We start from the raw sequence: 3,533 nt of genomic DNA, 5'->3' as shown, positions 1-3,533 counted from the left end.
CCATGTAGATATTCCAAGCTTCGGGAACTGGGGCTTTGTGATGGCAAGCAGGAAGCCTATAAAATTGGATGAAATAACTATAGATGTGGATACAAAATTTTTAACAAAAAAAGTATTGCAGTCGATGACAGTGTTTGGAAAAGATGAAGACAGGGAAATCGTAAACACTGAAGGTGAAATCATTTCACTTAAGCCGAACACACTAATCGATCCTCATCTTATTCAGAAGTACGAAAGGGCATGGCAGAATTATTAGATGAGTGTGGAATCCTTAAAAGGAGTGTTAAATGTGAAAGTATCTTATCATGGACATTCAGTTGTAAAAGTTGAAGCAAATGGAAAAACCATTTTGTTCGATCCGTTCATATCTGGAAATGGAAACACGGATTTGAATGCGGACGAAGTGAATGCAGACGTCATTTTACTTACTCATGGTCACAATGATCACGTAGGGGATACCTTCGATATCGCAGCACGCAATGATTCGCAAATTGTTGCCCCTTACGAGTTAGCAACCTATTTAGGAAACAAGGATCTGAATGCTCATCCGATGCATATCGGTGGAGGGCATGAATTTGATTTTGGCCATGTGAAATTCACACAGGCATTTCACGGCTCCGCCTATACCGAGGATGACGGTACAATCGTCTATACAGGGATGCCTACCGGAATTCTTTTAACCATTGATGGAAAGACCATTTATCATGCTGGGGATACAGGATTGTTCTCAGATATGAAGCTTATTGGTGAAAGGAATGACATTGACTTGGCGTTCTTGCCAATCGGTGACAACTTCACTATGGGACCAGAGGATGCACTTGTCGCAGCTGAATGGTTGAAAGCTAAACAGGTCGTTCCTGTTCATTACAACACTTTTGATTTAATCAATCAGGATGGCAAAGGTTTTGCGAGCAAAGTAAAACCTGGTAAAGGTGTAGTTATGGAACCTGGAGATACTCTCGAACTATGAATTTAAAGGGATTAGCCTTCTGTCTTTAATAGACAGGGGGCTTTTTTTTATTCTTATCCAATGCTTTGTTGGAAGAAATTGCAGAGAAACTGTATCAGTTGTATAATAGCAATAAGATTAGTACAGTTAGAAAGTTTGGTGAGCGGATGGCTACAAAACATGAACAAATTTTAGAACATATTGAATCGCTCTCTGTCGGAAGTAAAATCTCAGTGCGTAGTATTGCAAAAGCGCTCAACGTCAGTGAAGGGACAGCTTATCGGGCAATTAAAGAAGCGGAAAACCAAGACCTTGTAAGCACAATGGAACGTGTTGGTACCATTAGGATAGAGAAAAAGAAGAAAGAGAATATCGAACGATTAACATTTGCAGAAATAATCAATATTGTGGACGGACAAGTTCTAGGAGGAAGAGAAGGACTTTACAAGACGCTTAATAAGTTCGTTATCGGCGCCATGAAATTAGAAGCGATGATGCGTTACACAGAAGCAGGTTCTCTTCTTATCGTAGGGAACCGGACAAATGCTCATGAATTAGCTGTCAAAGCAGGAGCAGCAGTTCTGATTACGGGTGGTTTTGATACGAGTGATACGGTCAAAAAGTTAGCGGATGAAAAGGAGCTTCCTGTTATATCAACAAGTTACGATACATTTACGGTCGCTACAATGATCAATCGTGCGATTTATGATCAATTGATTAAAAAGGAAATTGTACTCGTCGATGATATCTATACCGCGTTAGATCATACAGAATTTTTAAAGGTCACGGACAGTGTAGAGCGCTGGCATGACGTCAATAAAGAGACCAATCATAGCCGCTATCCGGTTGTTGATAAACAGAACCGGGTTATGGGTATTGTTACATCCAGAGATGTCATTGGGAAAGACAGATCTCTAAAAATTGACAAGGTCATGACTAAAAACCCGATGACTGTTCATACGAAGACCTCTTTGGCAAACGCAGCACACGTGATGGTTTGGGAAGGCATTGAACTGATGCCAGTTGTCGACCCTTCTCATAAACTCCAAGGCATTATATCGAGGCAGGATGTGCTTAAGGCTTTGCAGCATATCCAGCGTCAGCCGCAGGTAGGGGAAACCATTGATGACTTGGCGACAAATCAGTTAGAAGTTGTAGAAACGGATGATCAATCCCACGTATTAAAAACGAAAGTGACGCCTCAGATGACAAATCAGCTGGGGACTATGTCTTATGGAGTTTTTGTATCCTTGATCACAGAATCTTCAAGCGGGCTGCTCCGAAAATATAAAAAGGGAGACCTTGTTGTAGAAAACATATCTGTTTACTTCATCAAGCCCGTTCAAATCGAAAGCGAAATTGTTATTAAACCCCAAATTCTTGAAGTTGGACGCAAATTTGCCAAAGTAGATGTCGAGGTACATCATGACGGAGGTATCGTTGGAAAAGCTCTGTTGATGGCGCAGTTGATCGATCGATAGAATAGAAAAAGTCGCTGCACTCTGTGTGCAGCGACTTTTGATTTAGGATTGAGTCTGATGCTTCTGATATTCCTTACGGTAGTGTTTACTAGCTTTCCATCCCGACTGCGCTTGGAAGATTCCCAGGGCTATAAATACAATACCTATGAACAAGGATAGTCTCGTCTGGTAAAACATATATTGATTGATTCCAAAAAACAGGACAAAGCTGCCAAGAAACAATTTGGATTTGCTATTTAGATATTCTTGAGTTAATGGATCACGGGTCCGAACAATCATCACTTTGTAATAAAGGTAAAGTACAAAGGAAATAACGATAAGGATAGGGAAAATAATCACGTGGTATCGACTCCTGCAGTAAATTTTTTTCTATCTTATTGTAGCTTGTTTTCATATAAATGGCTACCTGTACATCTAAATCTATGGTTTAATGAAGGAACAATGAGTAAAAAAGGAAGGGTTTTGTTATGTGCATCGAATCAATTGCTCAATCCATTAAAGACTATTCAACTATAATTATTCATCGTCATGTTCGTCCCGATCCTGATGCTTATGGATCGCAGGCCGGACTAGCCGAAATGATAAAAGGAAGCTTCCCTGACAAACAGGTCTATATTACGGGGGAAGGAGAACCTTCTCTCGATTTCCTTTCGACAATGAACCGGATTCCAGATGAAGCCTATAAGGGAGCACTTGTTATCGTTTGCGATACGGCGAATCAGGCAAGAATTGATGATCAGCGATATGAGAAAGGAGATAAACTGATAAAAATCGATCACCATCCAGAGGTTGATTGTTATGGAGACATTCAGTGGGTGGATACAACATCAAGCTCTACGTGTGAGATGATTTATCAACTTTATCTTCAAAATAGAAATGAAGGATTTTCCATGAACAAAAAAGCAGCCCGTCTCATCTATGCAGGAATAGTCGGGGATACTGGTCGCTTTCTATTTCCCAGTACGACAGAAAAAACACTTTCTTATGCAGCGGAACTCGTTAATTTTAGCTTTGATCGTCGAGAGTTATACAACGAAATGTATAAGACACCTCTACATGTAGCTAAGTTAAAAGGGTATATTCTGCAAAATTTCACGGTCAAT

General features: G+C 40.2%; 4 protein-coding genes and 1 pseudogene. 4 read left to right on the top strand and 1 reads right to left on the bottom strand.

The window, feature by feature from the left end; genetic code table 11:
• The 3 genes and pseudogenes from LD39_RS17405 to LD39_RS17395 form a co-directional block, all read left to right on the top strand.
• Nucleotides 1–256: pseudogene (locus LD39_RS17405) on the top strand (spermidine synthase); the annotation flags it as partial.
• 33 nt (nucleotides 257–289) lie between these two features.
• A complete protein-coding gene (locus LD39_RS17400; protein WP_035550661.1) occupies nucleotides 290–970 on the top strand; it encodes a metal-dependent hydrolase in 681 nt (226 codons plus the stop codon).
• Between the two features lie 146 nt (nucleotides 971–1,116).
• Nucleotides 1,117–2,430, top strand: coding sequence for a CBS domain-containing protein (locus tag LD39_RS17395; RefSeq protein ID WP_035550667.1), 1,314 nt, complete (start codon nucleotides 1,117–1,119; stop codon nucleotides 2,428–2,430).
• A gap of 42 nt (nucleotides 2,431–2,472) precedes the next feature.
• Here LD39_RS17395 and LD39_RS17390 read toward each other — a convergent pair whose 3' ends face one another.
• Entirely contained in the window at nucleotides 2,473–2,769 is a 297-nt protein-coding gene (locus LD39_RS17390; RefSeq protein WP_035550658.1) for a YtpI family protein, read from the bottom strand.
• A 128-nt stretch (nucleotides 2,770–2,897) separates the two neighbouring features.
• On the opposite strand from LD39_RS17390, the gene LD39_RS17385 reads away from it, so the two are divergent.
• Nucleotides 2,898–3,533 (top strand): bifunctional oligoribonuclease/PAP phosphatase NrnA (locus LD39_RS17385; RefSeq protein WP_035550655.1); only part of this gene is annotated, 636 nt, incomplete at its 3' end.

This window comes from Halobacillus sp. BBL2006 (assembly GCF_000786645.1).
Taxonomy (GTDB): Bacteria; Bacillota; Bacilli; order Bacillales; family Halobacillaceae; genus Halobacillus.
This window is presented reverse-complemented; position numbering and strand designations above follow the sequence as displayed.

Coding starts and splice junctions, on each gene's coding strand:
- LD39_RS17395 (WP_035550667.1), top strand. CDS start 1,117: ATGGCTACAAAACATGAACAAATTTTAGAACATATTGAATCGCTCTCT.